The organism is Actinokineospora baliensis (assembly GCF_016907695.1).
Lineage (GTDB): Bacteria > Actinomycetota > Actinomycetes > Mycobacteriales > Pseudonocardiaceae > Actinokineospora > Actinokineospora baliensis.
Genome location: NZ_JAFBCK010000001.1, coordinates 7,193,067 through 7,212,434, shown reverse-complemented (window position 1 = coordinate 7,212,434; position 19,368 = coordinate 7,193,067). Strand labels below are relative to the sequence as shown.

General features: G+C 71.7%; 1 protein-coding gene. It reads left to right on the top strand.

Features of this window, described 5'->3' with window-relative positions:
- Positions 1-15: 15 nt before the first annotated feature.
- On the top strand, positions 16-18,981 hold the full coding sequence (locus JOD54_RS31705; protein ID WP_204455604.1) for a non-ribosomal peptide synthase/polyketide synthase: 18,966 nt from the start codon (positions 16-18) through the stop codon (positions 18,979-18,981).
- Positions 18,982-19,368: the final 387 nt, after the last annotated feature.

Here is a 19,368-nt window from a genome sequence, read left to right as displayed (position 1 = left end):
CCCGAGGAGAACGACATGACCACCTCAGACTCCCGCAGAAGCCGCCTCGACGCCCTCCCCGCCCACCTGCGCGCCCAGTTGGAGAAGCGGCTCGCGGGCAAGGCGGGCGCGCCCGCCAAGGCCGAGGCGATCCCGGCCGCTCCCCGCGACGGCGCCTTGCCGCTGTCCTCGGCGCAGCAACGCCTGTGGTTCCTCAGCGAGTTCAACCCCGGCGGCAACGACTACAACTCCGGTACCGCGCTGCGCTTCACCGGTGAGCTCGACGCCCCGGCGCTGATCGCGGGCGTCCAGGCGCTCGTCGCCAGGCACGAGTCGCTGCGCAGCACGTTCAGCGAGGTCGACGGCCGCCCGGTCCAGCACGTCCACGATCACGTCGACGTCTCCGTCCCGGTCGTCGATTGCGCGCCGGACACGCTTGCCGACACCCTTCAGTCCGAGTTCTCCCAGGCGTTCGACCTGCGCCAGGGGCCGCTGCTGCGCGCGCTGCTGTTGCGGCTGGGCGACCGCGAGCACGTCTTGCTGCTGACCGTGCACCACATCGCCGTCGACGGCTGGTCGCTCGGTGTGCTCGCCGAGGAACTGGCCGAGCTCTACGCCGGTCGCGACCTGCCCGCGCCGACCCTGCACTACGCCGACATCGCCGTCTGGCAGCAGAACCGGCTCACCGGCCCGTCGATGGACAAGCACCTCGCCTACTGGCGGACCGCCCTGGCCGGGACCGAGCCGCTGGACCTGCCCACCGACCGCCCGCGCCCGCCGGTTCGGACCCCGGCGGGCGCGGCGCGCCACATCACCGTGCCCGCCGCGCTCACCGCCCGGCTCGCCACTTTGGCGCGCGCCAACGACACCACGCTGTTCACCACCCTGATGGCCGCCTGCAAGCTGCTGGTCGCGCGCTACAGCGGTGTCGACGACGTCGCGCTCGGCACGGTCACCGCGGGTCGGGGCCGGGCCGAACTGAGCCGGGTCATCGGGTTCTTCGTCAACACGGTCGTACTTCGCTCCACTGTGGACCAGCGGACCTCCTTCACCGAGTTCCTGCGCGCGGTCAACGGCACCGCCCTCGACGCGTTCAGCCACGACGAGGTGCCCTTCGACCGGCTGGTCGAGGTCGTCGGCGCGCCGCGCGACCCGAGTCGCAACCCGCTGTTCGACGTCCTGGTGATGCTGCAGAACGCCGCCAAGGGCCTGCCGGAGTTCCCCGGTCTCGCCGTCGAGGAGGTGGACCTGCGCCGCTGGGCCGCCAACTTCGACCTCAGCGTGGAGTTCAGCGAGCGCGGCGACACCGGCGAGCTGGCTTGCGTGCTGGAGTACAGCACCGACCTGTTCGACGCCGGGACCATCGACCGCTTCGCCGGGCACCTGCTGACCCTGCTCGAGTCGGTCGCCGCCACCCCCGACCGCCCGATGGCCGAGCTGCCGTGGCTGACCGGTGCCGAACTGCGCGCCGTCACCGAGGGGTGGAACGCCACAGGTCTGCCCGTGGAGGCGGCCACCTTCCCGGCCGTGTTCGAGGAGCAGACCCGGCGCACCCCCGACGCGACCGCGCTGGTGTTCGCGGGCGAGTCGCTGACCTACGCCGACCTCAACGCCAGGGCCAACCGGGTCGCGCACCACCTGATCGGCCAGGGTGTCCAACGCGAGCAGGTGGTGGCCGTTTCGCTGCCGCGCTCGGTCGAGGCCGTGGTCGCGCAGCTCGCGGTGTTCAAGGCTGGAGCGGTCTACCTTCCGGTTGACCCGGCGTTGCCCGCCGAGCGCCGCGCGACCCTGGTCGAGGACTCCGGCGCCGTCCTGGTCCTGGACGGGGATCTGCCGCTCACCGGCCCGGACACCAACCCCGAGGTGGGGCTGCGCCCGGACAACACCGCGTACGTCATCTACACCTCGGGCTCCACCGGCAAGCCCAAGGGCGTCGCCGTCGAGCACCGCGCGCTGGTGAACCTCCTGCGCAGCCACCTCGCCGACTTCGCGGGCGGTGATCGGATGCGGGTCGCCCTGTCGGCGGTGTTCTCCTTCGACACCTCGCTCGAAGGGCCCGTCCTCATGGCGGGCGGCCACGAGCTGCACCTGCTCGGCGACGACGTGCGCCTCGACCCGGACGCGCTGGTCGACTACGTGGTCGCCAACCGGATCGACTTCCTCGACCTCACCCCGTCGTACCTGCGCAAACTCCTGCCCGCCGGTCTGCTGGCGCACCCCGACCACCGGCCAGCCGTGCTGATGCTCGGCGGCGAGGCGCTCGGCGACGACCTGTGGCGCGAGCTGGGCGCGTTGCCCGACACCACCGTGCACAACTTCTACGGCCCCACCGAGACCACCATCGACGCACTGTCCACTGTGGTCGAAGGGGATCGGCCGACCATCGGCCGCCCGCTGCGCAACCTCAAGGCCTACATCCTCGACACCGACCTGCGCCCGCTGCCCGTCGGCGTCCCCGGGGAGCTGTTCATCGCCGGTGCGCAGCTCGCGCGCGGCTACCTGCACCGCCCCGGCCTGACCGCCGACCGGTTCCTCCCCGACCCGTTCGGCCCGCCCGGGTCCCGCATGTACCGCACCGGCGACCTGGCCTGCTGGACCGCCGAAGGCACCGTCGACTACCTGGGTCGCACCGACGACCAGGTCAAGATCCGCGGTTTCCGGATCGAGCCGGGCGAGATCGAGGCCGCGCTGCTGGGGCGCCCCGGGATCCGGGAAGCGGCCGTCGTCGCCAGGGAGGACGGCGGCCACAAGCGGCTCGTCGCCTACCTCGTGGCGGACGCGGTCGACGCCGCGGACCTGCGCGCCGGGTTGAAGGCGACCCTGCCCGACTACATGGTGCCCGCCGCGTTCGTCCAGCTCGACCGGCTCCCCATGACCCGCAACGGCAAGCTCGACAAGAAGGCCCTGCCCGCGCCCGAGTTCAGCGCGGCCGCCGAAGCCGAGTTCGTCGCCCCGCGCACCGAGACCGAGCGGCTGCTGGCCCAGCTGTGGGCCGACGCCCTGGGCGCCGACCGGGTCGGGGTCACCGACAACTTCTTCGCCCTCGGCGGCGACTCGATCCTCAGCATCCAGATCGTCTCCCGCGCCCGCCAAGCCGGGCTGCGGCTGACCTCCCGCGACGTGTTCGTCAACCAGACGATCGCCGAGCTCGCACTTGTCGTCACCGCCGAGACCGCGCCGACCGAGCGGGCCGTGCCAGAAGGTCCCGCCCCGCTGACCCCGATCCAGCGCTGGTTCTTCGCCGCCCACGGCCCGCGCGCGCACTTCACGATGTCCGTGCTGTTCGACCTCGCCGAGAACGTCGACCTGGGTGCGCTGGAAGGCGCTCTGCGGGCTGTCGTCGACCACCACGCCGCGCTGCGTACCCGGTTCCGCCAGGTCGAGGGCCAGTGGCGGCAGGAACCGGCCGACGTCGCGGTAACCCTCGCCCGCGGCGGCGGCATCGAAGCCGCGCGCGCCGAGATCGACCTGGCCGACGGCCCGCTGCTGCGAGCGCTGCTGCTCGACGACGGCAGGCTCTTCCTCACCGTCCACCACCTGGTGATGGACGGCGTCTCCTGGCGCATCCTGCTCGACGACCTGGTCACCGCCTACACCCGGCTGCGCGGCCAGCGCCCCGTCGACCTGCCCCCCGTCGGCACCACCTACGCCGACTGGGCCCACCGGCTCGGTGACCTCGTCGCCGGTGGCGACCTCGACCCCGCCCTCGAGCACTGGACCTCGGTGCCCGACCCCGCGCCGCTGCCGGTCGACCGGACCGGGAGCAACACCGCGGGGAGCACCGCGTCGATCACCGTGCGGCTCGATCCCGCCACGACCGACGCGGTGCTGCGGGCGGTCCCCGACCGCTACCGCACCCGGGTCAACGACGTCCTGCTCAGCGCCCTCGGCCGGGTCTTGGCCCGGTGGACGGGGACCGACACCGCCGCCATCACCCTGGAGGGCCACGGCCGCGAGGACGTCGTCGACGGCGCCGACCTCACCCGCACCGTCGGCTGGTTCACCACCCAGTTCCCGGTCGTGCTCGACGTGCCCGGCGGCGACTGGGGCGAGGTGCTCAAGTCGGTCAAGGAGCGGCTGCGCGCGGTCCCGCACAACGGCTTGAGCTACGAGGCGCTGCGCTACCTGGGCCAGGACAGCCCGCTGGCCGGTCGGCCGCTGCCGCAGATCGGGTTCAACTACCACGGCCGCTTCGACACCGATGACGCCGCCGGTCTGCTCAGCGGCCGCCACGAGGCCGGGCCCGAGGTGGACCCGAGCGCCGAGCGCGACTTCGTCCTCGAGGTCATCGGTCTGGTCGAGTCCGACGAGCTCGTGCTCACCTGGGAGTACTCGACCGCGCTGCACCACGAAGCGACCGTGCGCAGGCTCGCCGACGCGATGCTGGCCGCGCTGCGCGAGATCGCCAAGCACTGCACCGCGGCAGGCTCCGGCGGCCGCACGCCGTCGGACTTCCCGCTCGCGCGGCTCACCCAGTCCCAAGTGGACCGACTGGTGGGCGGCGGCGACGGGGCGGCCTTCGACGATTCGGTGGAGGACGTCTACCCGTTGACGCCGCTGCAATCCGGCATGGTCTTCCACAGCCTGGTCGACCCCGACGGCGGTGCCTACGTCGACCAGGTCCGCCTCGTCCTCGACGGGGTGAGCGACCCGAACGCGCTGGTGGCCGCGTTCCAAGCCGTCGTCGACCGCACCCCGGTGCTGCGCACCGCCGTGGTGTGGGAGGACGTCTCCGAACCGGTGCAGGTCGTGCGCCGCTCGGTGCGGCTCGACGCCGACATCCGCGACTGGCGCGACCTGTCCGACCGCGACCGCGACAAGGCCATGGGCCACCTGCTCGCCGAGGACCGCGCCCGGGCGTTCACCCTCGACACAGCGCCGCTGCTGCGCGTCGCCGTGCTGCGGGTCACCGACGACCGCGTCGTGCTGGTGTGGTCGTCGCACCACGTGCTGCTGGACGGGTGGAGCACCGCGCAGGTCTTCGGCGAGGTCGTCGAGCGCTACACCGACCTGGTCGAGCGCCGGACGCCGTCGGCGCCCGCGCGCAGGCCGTTCCGCGACTACCTGCGCTGGCTGTCCGAACAGGACGGTTCGGCCGCCGACGCGCACTGGGCCGGTGTGCTCGGCGGGTTCGCCGACCCGGTCGCCGTGCCGTGGGACCACGCGCCCGCGCAGGCGCACCGCACCGAGTCGAGCGCGTCGGTGCGAGCCGACCTCGACCACACCGAGACCGAGCGCCTCCGCCAAGCCGCGCAGCGCGCCGGGCTCACCGTCAATACCGTCGTGCAGGGCGCCTGGGCGCTGTTGCTGGCCCGCTGGGCGGGCACCACCGACGTCGTGTTCGGCACCACGGTGTCCGGCCGACCGCCGGAGCTCGCCGGGGTCGAGTCGATGGTCGGCATGTTCATCAACACCGTCCCGACCCGGGTGCTGGCCGACCCCGACCAGCCCGCGGGCGCGTGGTTGCGGGAGATCCAGGCCGGGCAGAGTGAATCTCGCGGCTTCGACTACCTGGCTCTGCCGCGCATCCAGTCGCACAGCGCGGTCGCCCCGGGGGCGGCGTTGTTCGACAGCGTCGTGGTGTTCGAGAATTACCCCTTCGAAGACGCCTCCCGCGAGGGCGGCTTGCGGGTCGCCGAGGTCACCGCGATCGACACGACCAACCTGCCGCTGACCCTCTCGGCGCACGTCGACGACCGGGTCCACCTCGACCTCGGCTACGACCCGGCCCTGCTGGACCGGGCCACCGCCGAGCGGGTCGCGGGGTGGCTGCACACGCTGGTGACCGAGCTGGTCGAGGACCAGGACCGGCCCATCGGCGCCCTGCCCTGGGTGTCCACAGAGGACCGAGCCCGGGTGCTCACCGGGTTCAACGACACCGACCACCCGCTGCCCTTCGAACCGCTGACCGAGGTGTTCGAGCGGCAGGCCGCACGCACCCCGGACGCGACCGCACTGGTGTTCGGCGACCGCGCGCTGACCTTCGCCGAGGTCGAGGCCGCCGCGAACCGCTTGGCGCACAAGCTGATCGCCGACGGCGCGGATCGGGAGAGCGTGGTCGCGCTGACGATGCCCCGTTCAGCCGACACCGTGATCGCGATCCTCGCCGTCGGCAAGGCGGGCGCGGCCTTCCTGCCGGTCGACCCGACCCTGCCCGCCGAGCGCATCGCCTACTTGCTCGACGACGCCAAGCCGGTCCTGGTCCTCGACGGCACCACCGACACCGCCGGGTTCCCGGACACCAGCCCCGGCAGGCGGATCTACGCCGACCAGGCCGCGTACGTCATCTACACCTCCGGGTCCACCGGCCGCCCCAAGGGCGTGGTCATCAGCCAGGGCAACCTGTCCGCGCTGCACCAGGACCACCGCGTCGACATCACCGGCGTCGACCGCACCCGGTTCGCGTTGACCGCGACCTTCTCCTTCGACACGTCGTTGGAGGGCCTGCTTTTCCTCGTCGACGGCCACGAGGTCCACGTCATCAGCGAGGACCTGCGGATCGACCCCGCCGCGTTCGTCGACTACGTCTCCCGCAACGGCATCGAGTACGTCGACCTCACCCCCACGCACGCCGCGCACCTCGCCGCCGCCGGACTGCTCGACAGCGGCCTGAAGGTCCTGATGCTGGGCGGTGAGGCCCTGCCGGAGAAGCTGTGGCGGGACGCGCAGGCCAAGGGTCTGCGAGTGGTCAACTACTACGGCCCCACCGAGACCACAGTGGACGCGACGGTCTGCTTCTCCGGTGACGCCGAACGCCCGCTCATCGGTCGGCCGCTGCGCAACACCCAGGCGTACGTGCTCGACGAGAACCTCGATCCGCTGCCGCCCGGCGTCCCCGGCGAGCTCTACCTCGCGGGTGTCCAGGTGGCCCGCGGCTACCTCGACCGCGCGGGCCTGACCGCCGCCCGGTTCATCGCCGACCCGTACGGCCCGGCCGGGACCCGCCTCTACCGAACCGGCGACCGCGTCCGGTGGACCGAGAACGGCATGCTGGACTACCTCGGCCGCGCCGACGACCAGGTCAAGATCCGCGGCTTCCGCATCGAACCCGGCGAGATCGCCGCCGTGCTGCGGGAACAGGCGGGCGTCAGCGATGCCGCCGTGGTCCCGTTCACCGACGCCACCGGCACGCGCCTCGTCGCCTACGTGGTGGGTGAGCCGGTCGGCGACCTGCGTGCCGAGTTGGCGCGCGAACTGCCGGACTACATGGTCCCGGCCGCGGTCATGGTGCTGCCGGTGCTCCCGGTGAACTCCAGCGGCAAGCTCGACCGCCGCGCCCTGCCCACCCCCGAGTTCGCGGCCTCGGCCGCGCACGTTGAGCCGCGCACCGAGGCGGAGCGGGTTGTGGCCGCAGCGTGGGCAGAGGTGCTCGGTGTGCCGAAGGTCGGCGCGCAGGACAACTTCTTCGCCCTCGGCGGCGACTCGATCCTCAGCATCCAGGTCGTGTCGCGGCTGCGCACGGCGTTCGGCACCCAGATCTCCCCGCGCGTCGTGTTCGACCACCCGACCGTCGCGGCCCTGGCGCGCGCGGTGCCGGGGGAGCGGACCGACGCGATTCCCGTGGTCGACCACAGTGGACCTGTCCCGCAATCGTTTGCGCAGCGCAGGTTGTGGTTCCTCGACCAGTTCGAACCCGGCGACACCGAGTACGTCAGCCCGACCGCGCTGCGGTTGACCGGCCCGCTCGACACCGCAGCGCTCACCTCCGCTCTGACCGCGCTCATCGCCAGGCACGACTCGCTGCGCACCACCTTCGACGAGGTCGACGGCGAGGCCGTGCAGATCGTGCGTGAGCCTTACGCCGCCGAGCTCATCGTCGTTGATGGCGACGCGGAGCAGGTCGTCGCGTCGGAGAGCGCGCAGCCCTTCGACCTGCGCCGAGGCCCGCTGCTGCGCACCACGTTGGTGCGCGAGTCGGCCACCTCGCACGTCCTCGTGCTGACCCTGCACCACATCATCACCGACGGCTGGTCCACCGCCGTCCTCACCGAGGACCTCGCCGCCCTCTACCGCGCGGAACTGTCCGGAGTGGATGCGGACCTGCCCGAGCTGCCCGTCCGCTACACCGACTTCACCCTGTGGCAGCGCGACCAGGCCGTCGACCTCGACTTCTGGAAGGCCGCGCTCGCCGGGGTCGAACCGCTGGACCTGCCGACCGACCGGCCCCGGCCCGCCGTGCGGACCACCTCCGGTGCCAAGCACGAGTTCACCCTGCCCGCAGCCACCCTCGACGCACTGCGCGAGGTGGGTCGCCGCGCTGACGGCACCCTGTTCACCACGCTGCTCGCCGCCTGCCAGGTCCTGTTCGCCCGCTACAGCGGCCAGTCCGACATCGCCCTGGGGACCGTGGCCTCCGGCCGTGAGCGGTCCGAGGTCGAGCGGGTCGTCGGGTTCTTCGTCAACACCGTCGTCCTGCGCTCCACAGTGGACCTCCGGTCGCCCTTCACCGACCTGGTGGCCGGGGCGCGGGCCACCGCGCTGGAAGCCTTCGCCCACCAGGACGTCCCCTTCGAGCGGGTCGTCGACGCCGTCGCACCCCAGCGCGACACCAGCCGGAGCCCGCTGTTCGACGTCATGGTGCTGCTGCAGAACACCCCCGACGAGGTCCCGGTCATCCCGGGGTTGACCGTCACCGAGGTCGACATCCCGGTCACCACCTCGACCAACGACCTCACCCTGGAGTTCCAGGAGTCGACCGGCGGCCTGCGCGGCGCGGTTGAGTACAACCCCGACCTGTTCGACCAGACGACCGTCGAACGGCTCGTCGAGCACCTGTCCGCCCTGCTCACCACCGTCGCGGCGGACCCGACCCAGGTTGCGGGCGACATCGACCCGCGGCACCCGGCCGAGCGCCGCCGGATCGAGTCCTGGCAGGGCACCCGCTCGGCGGGCTTCCAGCCGATCACCGGCCTGGTGGCCGACCGCGCCGCGAGCACCCCGGACGCGACCGCCGTCGTCTTCGGGTCGGACCGGCGCACGTTCGCCCAGGTCGAGGCCACCGCGAATCAGTTGGCCCGGTACCTGGTCGAGCAGGGGGCGGGCCCGGAGCGGGTGGTCGCGCTGGCCCTGCCCCGATCGGCGGACGTGGTCGTCGCGATCCTGGCCGTGCTCAAGTCCGGCGCCGCCTACCTGCCGGTCGACACCACCCTGCCGCGCGAGCGGATCGACTTCCTGCTCGACGACGCCGCACCGACGGTCGTGCTCGACACCTGGCCGGACCTGCGCGGCCGGGACGACTCCGACCTCGGCGTCGACCCGCACCCCCGCTCGGCGGCCTACGTCATCCACACCTCCGGCTCGACCGGCACCCCCAAGGGCGTCGTCGTCGACCGCGGCAACCTCGCCGCGCTCGCCGCCCACCAGCACACCGAGCTGATCGCCCCACTGGGCCCCGGCCTCAACTACGGCCAGACCTCGGTGTTCTCCTTCGACACCGCCGTCGAGGGCCTGCTGTTCCTCGCCGCGGGCCACACCCTGCACGTGCTCGACGACGACACCCGGCTCGACCCGCACGCCCTGGTCGACTACGCCTCGGCGCACCTCGACGTGCTGGACGTGACCCCCGCGCACGCCCGCCGCCTGGTCGAGTCCGGCCTGCTCGACGCCGGTCTGCGCGCGCTCACCCTCGGCGGCGAGGCCATCGACCCGGCGCTGTGGCGGGACCTGGCGGCCGCCGACCTGCTCGCGGTCAACCTCTATGGCCCGACCGAGGTCACCGTGGACGCGACCTGGGCCACGATCACCGGCGACCGCGCCACCATCGGCCGCCCCCTGTCCACCACCCGCGCCCACGTCCTCGACGAGGACCTGCGCGAGCAGCCGATCGGCGTGCCGGGGGAGCTGTTCCTGGCGGGCCCGCAGGTCAGCCGCGGCTACCTCGGGCGCCCCGGCCTGACCGCCGACCGGTTCACCGCCGACCCCTTCGGCGCGGCGGGCACCCGCATGTACCGCACGGGCGACCGGGCGCGCTGGCTCGCCGACGGCACGCTGGAGTACCTCGGCCGCGCCGACGACCAGGTCAAGATCCGCGGCCACCGGGTCGAACCGGGCGAGGTCACCGCCGCCCTGCTGCGCCACGACGGCGTGCGGGACGCGGCCGTCGTCGCCCGCCCGCACGGCGGTCACCTGCGGCTGGTCGGCTACGTCGTCGGCGAGGACGCCGACTTCGCGGCCTTCCTGCGGCAGTCGCTGCCGGACTACATGGTGCCGTCGGCGTTCGTGCGGCTCGACCGGCTCCCGGTCACCCACAACGGCAAGCTCGACCACCGGGCCCTGCCCGAGCCGACCGCGGCCCCGAGCGACCACGTGCCGCCGCGGCCGGGCACCGAGACCGCGCTCGCCGGGATCTGGGCCGAGGTCCTCGGCCTGCCCGAGGTGGGGGCGACGGACAACTTCTTCGCCCTCGGCGGCGACTCGATCCTGAGCATGCAGGTCGTGTCCCGGGCCAGGGCGGCCGGGCTGGCGATCACCTCCAAGGACGTGTTCGTCCGCCAGACCGTCGCCGAGTTGGCCACCGTCGCCACCGCCCCCACCGCGGCCGCCGAGGAACCGGTGATCACCGGGCCCGCGCCGCTGACCCCCATCCAGCACTGGTTCTTCGCCACCCACACGCCCGAGCAGCGCAACCACTTCACGATGGCCATGTCGTTCGCGCTGGCGCCTGATGTCGACCACTCCACGTTGCTGGCCGCGGTCGACCGGGTCGTGCGCCACCACGCCGCCCTGAGCACCCGGTTCGTCGAGACCGCCACGGGTTGGACCCAGGAAGCCACCGACACCGGCGTCGCCGACGAGATCAAGATCGACGCTGGGCACATGGTCCGCGCGGTCATCGCTGACGGGCACCTGCACCTGCGGGTGCACCACCTGGTGATCGACGCCGTGTCGTGGCGGGTCGTGCTGTCCGACGTGGAACGCGCCTACCGCGGCGAGTTCCTGTCCCCGACCGTCCCGTTCGGACACTGGGCGCACCGGCTCGCCGACTTCACCCTCGGCGGCGGGTTCGACGCCGATCTCCCGCACTGGCAGGCGATCCCGGCGACCCCCGCACTCCCGGTCGACGGATCCGGCGACGCCAACGCCGCCGCCGGACTCAGCGTCTCACTGGACGCCGCGACCACCGACGCGCTGCTCCACCAGGTGCCGGACGCCTACCGCACGCAGATCAACGACGTGCTGCTCGCCGCGCTGGCCCGCGCGGTCACCGAGTGGACCGGGCACCAGCACGCCCTGGTCACCCTGGAGGGCCACGGCCGCGAGGAGATCATCGAGGGTCTCGACACCGGCGGCACGGTCGGGTGGTTCACCAGCCAGTTCCCGGTGGCGCTGCCCGTCGCGGCGGAGTGGTCCTCGACATTGAAGTCCGTCAAGGAAGCCCTGCGCGCGATCCCGCACAAGGGCTTGGGCTACGAGGCCCTGCGCTACATCAAGGGCAGCCTCGACCACACCCCCGAACCGCAGATCGCCTTCAACTACCTGGGCCGCTGGGACGCCGGGGACGAGTCCGGCTCGATCCTGCGGGAGCAGGTCGCCGAGCCCGCGAGCGGCGGACCGGTGATGCCGCGCAGCCACCTGCTCGACGTCACCGCCGCGGTCACCGACGGCGTGCTGACCCTGGACTGGGAGTACGCGCCCGGGGTGCACGACGAGACGACCGTGCGCGCGGTTGCCGACAGGATGGTGGCCGCGCTGAGCGAGATCGTCGACCACTGCGCCCAAGCTGGCGCAGGCGGTCGTACCCCGTCGGACTACCCGCTCGCCCGGCTTACCCAGTCCGAAGTGGACACGCTGGTCGGCGACGGATCGACGGTGGCCGACGTGTACCCGCTGACCCCGCTGCAGTCCGGGATGCTGTTCCACGGTCTCCTCGACGCCGACGCCTACGTCAACCGCACCCAGGTCCGGCTGCGCGGGGTGGCGGACGTGCGGCGGCTCGGGCAGGCCTGGCACGAGGTCGCCGAGCACAACCCGGTCCTGCGCAGCAGCGTCGTGTGGCAGGGCGTTTCGGAGCCCGTGCAGGTCGTGCACCAGCGGTCGCAGGTGTCGGTCGAGTACGGGACCGCCGCCGAGACCGGCATCGACCTGGCCACCGGTCCGCTGACCAGGGTGATCATCGACAAGGTCGAACCCGGTGTCGTCGACCTGCTGTGGGTCTCGCACCACCTGCTGCTCGACGGGTGGAGCACCGCCCAGGTGTTCGCCGACGTCCTCGCCCGGTACGCGGGCAGCACCCCGCCCGCGCGCAGGCCCTTCCGCGACTACCTCGCATGGCTGGCCTCGCAGGACGTGGCCGCCGCCGAGCGGCACTGGCGGGCCGTGCTCGACGGCGTCGAAGGACCGACACCGCTGCCCTACGACCGGCCGCCGGTCGACGCCCACCGCACCCAGTCCAGCTCCCACGTGCGCGCCGCCCTCCCGGTCGGCGATGTGGGCGGGCACGGGCTGACGCTCAACACTGTCGTCCAGGGCGCATGGGCGCTGCTGCTGGCCCGCTACAGCGGTGAACGCGACGTCGTCTTCGGCACCACCGTGTCCGGTCGGCCCGCCGACCTGCCCGGGGTCGAGGACATGGTCGGCATGTTCATCAACACCGTGCCCAGCCGGGTCCTCGTCGAAGGCCGCGGCAGCGCTTTGGCGTGGCTGCGGGGACTCCAGACCGCGCAGGCCGAGTCACGGCGCTTCGACTACGTGTCGCTGGCCCAGACGCAGGCCTGGAGCGGGGTCGGCTCGCTGTTCGACAGCGTCGTCGCGTTCGAGAACTTCCCCGACGGCGCCGAGACCGAAGGCGCGCCGGACGTGGAGACCGTGGACGGGGCGGAGGCGACCACCCTCGCCCTCAGCCTCGCCGCGCACCTCGACGGCGACCGGCTGCGGCTCGAACTGGGCTACGACCCGGCGCTGTTCGACGACACCACCGCCCAGACGCTGGTCGACCGGCTCGTCGCCTTGGTCGACGCGCTCACCCACCAGCCGGAACAGGATCTGGCCGAGCTCCCGTGGCTGACGCCCGCCGAGCGGGATCTCGTTGTCCGGTCGTGGAACGACACCGCCGCAGCGGTCGAGCCCGCGGTGTTCTCTCGGCTCGTGAGCGGCTCTCCTGAGGCGGTCGCGGTCGAACAGGGCGGGCATGCGCTCACGTACGCCGAGCTGGACGCCGCAGCGAACCGGGTGGCGAACCTGCTGGTGTCGCTGGGCGCCGGGCCGGAGCGGATCGTCGCGCTGCGGTTGCCCCGGTCGGTGGACCTGGTGGTGGCGCAGCTGGCCGTGCTCAAGTCCGGTGCCGCGTACCTGCCGGTCGACCCGAACTACCCGGCCGAGCGGATCGCGTTCATGCTCGACGACGCCCAACCGGTGATCACCCTCGACCGGCTGCCCGACGCGACCGGTTTCCCCGACTCCGAGCCCGCGGTGGACATCGCGGTCGACTCGCCCGCGTACGTGATCTACACGTCCGGGTCCACCGGGCGGCCCAAGGGCGTCGTGGTGACCCACCGGGGGCTGGCGAACTTCGCCACCGCCGAGGTGGAGCGGTTCGACGTGCGCGCTGGGGATCGGGTGCTGGCGTTCTCCTCGCCCAGCTTCGACGCCTCGGTGCTGGAGCTGTGCATGGCTCTGCCCGCCGGGGCCACGCTGGTCGTGCCGCCCGCCGGTCCGCTGGTGGGGGAGCCGCTGGGGGCCGCGCTGCGGGACCTGCGGATCACCCACACCCTGATCCCGCCGGTCGCGCTGGCGACCGTGCCCGAGATCGAGCTGCCGCACCTGCGGACGCTGATCGTCGGTGGGGACACGACGTCAGCGGACCTGGTCCGGCGGTGGGCGCCGCGCACGGGGCTGATCAACGCGTACGGGCCGACCGAGGTGACCGTGGTCGCCACGTGGACCGAGCCGTTGTCTCCTGCTGCCGGTGCCCCGCCCATCGGGCGGCCGCTGCCGAACACCCGCGCGTACGTGCTCGATGAAGACCTGCTGCCGGTGCCGCCCGGTGTCCCTGGCGAGCTCTACGTGGCGGGTGTTGGTTTGGCTCGTGGGTATTTGGGCCGGCCTGGGTTGACGGCGTCGAGGTTTGTGGCGAATCCGTTTGATGGTGGTCGGATGTACCGCACTGGTGATGTGGTGCGGTGGACCGCTGACGGTGAGTTGGTGTTCGTAGGCCGGGCGGATGACCAGGTCAAGGTGCGTGGCTTCCGTATCGAACTCGGCGAGATCGAGTCGGTGATCGGGGCTCGGGACGAGGTGTCCGCTGTCGCTGTTGTGGTCCGGGAGGATGAGCCCGGCGTCAAGCGGTTGGTCGCCTACGTCGTGGGGTCGACCAGTGGCCTGCGCGACGCGCTCCTGACGGCGCTGCCCGAGCACATGGTTCCCGCTGCGTTCGTCGAGCTCGACGCACTTCCGTTGACCGCGAACGGGAAACTGGACCGGAGTGCACTTCCTGTTCCTGAGTGGACAGAGGCGGTCGGGTTCGTGGCGCCGCGCACCGAGGCTGAGCGCGTCGTGGCCGCCGCATGGGGTGACGTGCTGGGGATCGCTGCGGTTGGTGCCACGGACAACTTCTTCGCGCTGGGCGGCGACTCGATCCTCAGCATCCGGGTCGTGGCGCGACTGCGCGATGCGCTCGGGACGGACGTCTCGCCGCGGGTGCTGTTCGACAACCCGACCGTGGAAGGGCTCGCCGGTGCGCTCGGCGGCGCACCTGCCGCCGAGTCGATCCCAGTGCTGGCCGACGCCGCCGAGTCGCCGCTTTCGTTCGCGCAGCAGCGCTTGTGGTTCCTGCAGGAGTTCGACCCGGGCAGCACCGAGTACGTCACGCCGCTCGCGGTGCGCCTGCGCGGCGCGCTGGACCTGGGCGCGCTGGGTGCGGCGATGACCGCGCTGACCGCCAGGCACGAGTCCCTGCGGACCACCTTCCACGGTGTCGACGGGCAGGGCACCCAGGTCGTGCACCCGCCGACCGAGATCGCCGTGCCGGTGGTGGACATCGCCGAGGACGGGCTGGTCGCCGCGCTGGACCGGGTCGCCACCGAGCCGTTCGACCTGGCCGCCGGTCCACTGGTACGGCCGGTGGTGTTCCGCGTCGGCGCCGAGGACCACGTGCTGGCGCTGACCATGCACCACATCGTCACCGACGGCTGGTCGGCAGGCGTGCTCATGGCCGACCTCGCCGAGCTCTACCGCGCCGAGGTCGACGGCGACGAGGCCGACCTGCCCGAACTCCCGGTGCGCTACCGCGACTTCGCCGCCTGGCAGCGGGGGCGCACAGAGGTGCTGGCCACCCAGTTGGCGCACTGGAAGTCAACGCTGGCAGGCGTTCCCGCGCTGGAACTGCCGACCGACCGACCGCGGCCCGCCGTCCACACCACTACGGGCGCCCAGGTGCCGTTCACCGTGCCCGCCGCGGTCGCCGAGCGGCTGCGCGAGGTGGCGCGCGAGCAGGACGCCACGCTGTTCATGGTTCTGGTCGCTGCCACGCAGACGCTGCTGCACCGGTTCACCGGGCAGGACGACATCGCGGTCGGCACGGTCACCGCCGGTCGCGACCACCCGGACCTGCACAACCTGGTCGGCTTCTTCGTCAACACGCTGGTCCTGCGCTCCACTGTGGACTCGGCGGAACCGTTCAGCGGGTTCGTCGGCCGGGTCCGCTCGACCGTGCTCGACGCGTTCGCCAACCAGGATGTGCCATTCGAGCGGGTCGTGGACGCGGTGGCGCCCGAGCGCGACACCAGTCGCACGCCGCTGTTCCAGGCGATGGTGGTGCTGCAGAACGCCGTCGGCCGAGGCTCCGGCCTACCGGGGGTCGAGGCGTCGGACGTCAGCTTCCCCGTGGTGACCGCCGCCTACGACGTCACCGTGGAGTTCCACGAGACCGAGGACGGCGGGCTGCACGCCACGCTGGACTACAACACCGACCTGTTCGACGAGGTGACCGCCCGCAGGCTCGTGGCCGGACTGGACACGCTCCTCGAAGCGGCCGGTGCTCGACCCGGTGCGCCGGTGGGGACGCTGCCGGTGCTGACCGAGGCCGAGCGGGAGCAGGTGCTCGTCACCTGGAACGACACCGTCGTCCTCACCGAGCCCCGGACGTTGCCCGCGCTGGTGCGCCGTCAGGCATCCCTGCGGCCAGACGCGCCCGCGATCATCAGCGGTGACAAGGTGATCAGCTGGGGTGAGCTCGACGCGCGGACCGACCGGGTCGCGCGGGCACTCGTGGCCGGGGGTGCGGGGCCGGAGAAGGTTGTGGCCGTCCGGTTGGGACGGTCGCCGGAGCTGATCATCGCCGAACTCGCGATCACCAAGGCCGGGGCGGCGTTCCTGCCGATCGACCCCAACTACCCCGCCGACCGCATCGCCTACATGCTCGAGGACGCCGCACCGGTTCTGGTGCTCGACGGCCACCTGCCCGAGTCCGACTCGGGCGAGCTGGTGGAACCCGGGCTGACCAACCCGGCGTACGTGATCTACACGTCCGGCTCCACCGGGCGGCCCAAGGGCGTCGTGGTCACCCACTACGGCCTGGCGAGCTTCGCCGCTGCAGAGGTTCGCCGGTTCGACGTGCGCCCCGACGACCGGGTGCTGGCCTTTTCATCACCCAGCTTCGACGCGTCGGTGCTGGAACTGGGCATGGCCCTCGGCGGGGGCGCGGCGATCGTGGTGCCGCCGCCAGGACCGCTGCTGGGGGAGCAGCTCGGCGCCGTCCTGGCCGAGCAGCGCATCTCGCATACCCTGATCCCGCCGGTCGCGCTGGCCACCGTCCCGGACATCGACCTGCCCGACCTGCGCACCCTGATCGTCGGCGGCGACGCGTGCTCGGCGGAGCTGGTGGCCCGCTGGGCGCCGGGCCGGTCGATGATCAACGCCTACGGGCCGACCGAGTCCACTGTGGTCGCCACCTGGAGTGCGCCGCTGGTGCCGGGCGGGGTCCCGCCGATCGGCCGCCCGATCGAGAACACGCGGGCGTACGTTCTTGACGCGGACCTGTGGCCGGTTCCGGTTGGCGTGCCCGGCGAGCTTTACGTGGCAGGAGCGGGGTTGGCTCGGGGGTACCTGGGTCGGCCTGGGTTGACGGCGTCGCGGTTTGTGGCGAATCCGTTTGATGGTGGTCGGATGTACCGCACTGGTGATGTGGTTCGGTGGACGGTCGACGGTGAGTTGGTGTTTGTCGGCCGTGCTGATGACCAGGTGAAGGTACGCGGGTTCCGCATCGAACTCGGCGAGGTCGAGTCCGCTCTGCGCGCCCACCCGCTGGTGCTCGACGCGGCCGCCGCCGTGCACACCGACCCGGCAGGTCACAAGCGCTTGGTCGGTTACGCGGCTGGACCGTCCCTTCCAGACAGCTCGGCGTTGCGCGACTTCCTGGCCGAGACCCAGCCTGACCACCTGATCCCCACGGCCTTCGTTCTCATGGACGCGCTCCCCGTTTCCCCCAACGGAAAGGTCGACCGCAAGGCGCTGCCCGCTCCCGATCTCGCCACCAGCACGACCGCCTACGTCGAGCCGACAACCCCCGTGGAGCAAGCCCTTGCCAAGGTCTGGGCGGACGTCCTCGGCATGGACCGCGTGGGCTTGGCGGACAACTTCTTCGCCCTCGGCGGCGACTCGATCCTGAGCATCCAGGTCGCCGCTCGCGCCCGTCAGGCGGGCTTGAAGGTCGCCACCAAGGACCTCTTCCTCCACCAGACCATCGCCGACCTGGCCCCCGTGGTGACCTTTGTAGACATTGTGACCGATCGTGCCCCGGTGACCGGCCCGGTTGAACTGACGCCCATCCAGCGCTGGTTCCTCTCGTCGCCGCGCGCCGCGCACCAACACTTCAACCAGGCCCACTACGTCGAACTGACCGCCGCCCCAGACGTCGACGCCCTCCGCTCGGCCCTGTCGGCCCTGATGTCGCACCACGACGCCCTTCGCCTGCGGTACGCCCACGACGCCGAAGGCTGGCGCCAGTGGAACGCGGAGGTGTCCAACGAGTCCATCTTGGACGTTGTGCCGGTGGCCTCCGAAGCCGAAGCGGAGAAGGTCGCCGACTCCATCCACGCCGGTTTCACCCTCGAAACCGGCCCGCTGCTCCGAGCTGTTCTCCTCGCCTTCCCCGACCGCCACCGCCTCCTCCTAGTAGCCCACCACCTGGTAATCGATGGCGTCTCCTGGCGAATCATCCTCGATGACCTCGACACCGCCTACCACCAAGCCCTGCACGGCGAGATCGACCTGGGCGCCAAGACCACCTCGTTCCAAGACTGGTCCTCCCGCCTCACCGCCCTCGTCGCCTCCGGCGGCCTCGACGACGAACTCCCGTACTGGGAATCCCTATCCTGCGACGTCTCCCTCCCCGTCGACCGTCCCGCTGGGACAGCGGCGGTTGACGCGGTGTCGGTGTCACTGGACGCCTCGGTGACGGACGCGTTGCTGCGCGGGGCGCCGACTGCCTATCGGACCCGGATCAACGACGTGCTGCTGGCCGCGCTGGCCAGGTCATTGGGTCGGTGGACCGGGCGTTCGCGGGTGGGAGTGCACCTCGAGGGACACGGACGCGAGGATGTTCTGTCCGATGTGGACCTCTCGCGCACCGTTGGTTGGTTCACGACCATGTTCCCGGTGGTGCTGGACGTGCCGGAGGGCAACTGGCGGACGGTGGTGAAGGACGTCCGCAAGCAGTTGCGGAAACTGCCGGGGAACGGATTCGGGTACAGCGCGCTGCGCTACCTGGGCTCACTGTCGTCGGATGTGTCGCCTTCGGTGTCGTTCAACTACCTGGGGCAGTTCGATTCGCGAGCCGCTTCGGAGTCGGAGAGCTTGTTCGGGGAGACGTTGGGCGCGATCGGGGCTGATCATGATCCGGCTGATCGGACGGGGCATTTGATCGACATCGTTGGCGAGACCTCGGATGGGCGGATGACGTTCGTGTGGTACTTCGCTGCGGATCAGTTTGAGCGGGGGACGGTGGAAGCGGTGGCACGGGAGTTCGAGTCGGCGCTGCTGGCGATCGCACAGGACTGCGCACGATGAGCGGCGAGCTGTCCACAACGGCTTTGGCTGTCCACGGGGTGCGTTCGGTGCGGTCGGATTGTCGGGGTGCCTCGGTAGGATGGAAATCGGGGGCTGCTGGGGTAGATGATCATGTGGGTGACGAGTGGCTTGTCCACAACGGGTCTGGTCGTCCACAGGCTCCCTTCGTTGCGCCGGTTCTGTCGGTGGGCGTCGGTAGGCTGTGCATTCGGGGGCTCGTGAATCGGGTGATCTTGGTGCGCGGGTCACGGGTTTCGGCTTCGCCGTCGGATCGACGGCTCGCCTTCGGCATTGCGCTGGATCCGCGACAAGGCGAAAGCTCGATGCGGTGGACCTGTTTTGCGCAGGGCCCCTACGCCACCCGTGGCAGGACCGCAAAGCTGGGGC

Coding starts and splice junctions, on each gene's coding strand:
- JOD54_RS31705 (WP_204455604.1), top strand. CDS start 16: ATGACCACCTCAGACTCCCGCAGAAGCCGCCTCGACGCCCTCCCCGCC.